Here is a 1,569-nt window from a genome sequence, read left to right on the forward strand (position 1 = left end):
CCAGGAGCCAGTATCGGCTCGCATGGCGGAACATGGCAGCAAACACAGGCGAGAGAACCTTCATCCCTGCGATCATTCCCCCCGGTGCGGCACACATTCATGGGGTTTCATCTGTGGCATCGCCAAGCGATCCGAGACCATTGGCCCTGGCGGCTGGATTTGCATCATCACTCCTCCTGGACTTCGGGGTCAGGGTCGCCCCAAAGTCAACCATCTCATCTACAACTTTCGCACGCCTGCCGCTTGTTCAAATTCCCGGACTTGCACAGGCAATACACCTGCGCATTCTTCGGCTAACCTGTGTCACTTCAGCCTACAAGGACTTGTGGGAGCGCTGTTTCGAGGAAGATTTCCTCTCTGACGCATGGACGGGCGGGATTGATTACGATTCACGACCACACCTGGGTGACGTGAGGCGGAACTGGTCGCGAGAAATCCCCCTGCGGAGGAGTTCGGATCGGAGGCAGGCCCAACTTGAGATTGACGCCCTGGTCGCCGTGTGTCTAGGAATCAGCGGCGGCGAATTGGCCACGATCTACCGGACTCAGTTCCCCGTCCTCTTCGGATATGATAAACAGCGGGACTACTTCGACGCGCGGGGGCGGTTGGTGCCGAACGCGATAGCTTCGAGGTGGCTCACTGGCCGCGCGAGTCTGGAGGAGTTGGAGTGGACGCATCCAGAGTCGGGCCGAGTCTACGGCCTTTCACCGCCCTTCGTAACAGCCGATCGCGATTCGGGCCTTAGGGTCGCCCATGAGACCTTTCAAAATCACTTCGCCCCCCAGCTTGCGAACCGTCGATAGGCCCGCCTAAGGTCCGCTTCTCGATCCAATGAGGTGAACGGTGGCTGGTAGTGATACTCGATGTCACTCTGAGGGTGATGGGAAGACAGGCTTCCGTCCTTTTGGACGGTGCCATCATCCCGAATCGGCCCCCTTTGGCGATTGGCAACAGAAGAAGGAACCAGCCGGCCATTGATGTCGAACAAGTCCCTGCTTCGATCATATCCTAGAAGGACGGGGAACTGTGTCTTATAGACACTGCACAGCTCATCCTCCGAAATCCCCAAGGACAATGCAACCAATGCGTCAATCTCGAGCAACGCCTGGCGGCGATCTGAAGCGCGACGTAGTGGAACATGGATTGACCAGTTTTCGGTGACTTCACCCAAACCCTTTCTTCCAGAATACTCAACACCGCCAGACCATTCGTCATGGAAAAACGTCTTCCGGAAGCATTGATTCCAGAGATCGGCGTAGGCGTCCGTTACGCAGTTCAGGCGCAAAGTGCGCAGCAATATGCTGCTCGCGTGCCCTTCCCCGACGTACGGTAGGCGCTGGATGGTGCTAAAGAGGATATCGGCCTTCGGTGTCACGCGTACGGCGAAATCTGAGATTAATGACTGCAGGGCGCCGGCAACGAGGACCGTGGAGGCAACCGAGCCGGGCACAGTCGCCGAACCGACGGTTTGAATCAATGTCGGCCCTGGGGGGACGACAGCCGCGATTAGGGTTCTCTCGCCTGTGTTTGCTGCCATACGCCGCCAAGCGACACGATACTGGCTCCGGG

The 1,569-nt window shown here is 57.9% G+C and carries 1 pseudogene; it reads right to left on the minus strand.

The annotated features are described in order from the left end of the window. Positions 1 to 769: 769 nt before the first annotated feature. A pseudogene (locus KD1_RS16690) lies at positions 770 to 1,569 on the minus strand (class I SAM-dependent DNA methyltransferase); the annotation flags it as partial.

The organism is Kribbia dieselivorans NBRC 106261 (assembly GCF_001552435.1).
Lineage (GTDB): Bacteria > Actinomycetota > Actinomycetes > Actinomycetales > Dermatophilaceae > Kribbia > Kribbia dieselivorans.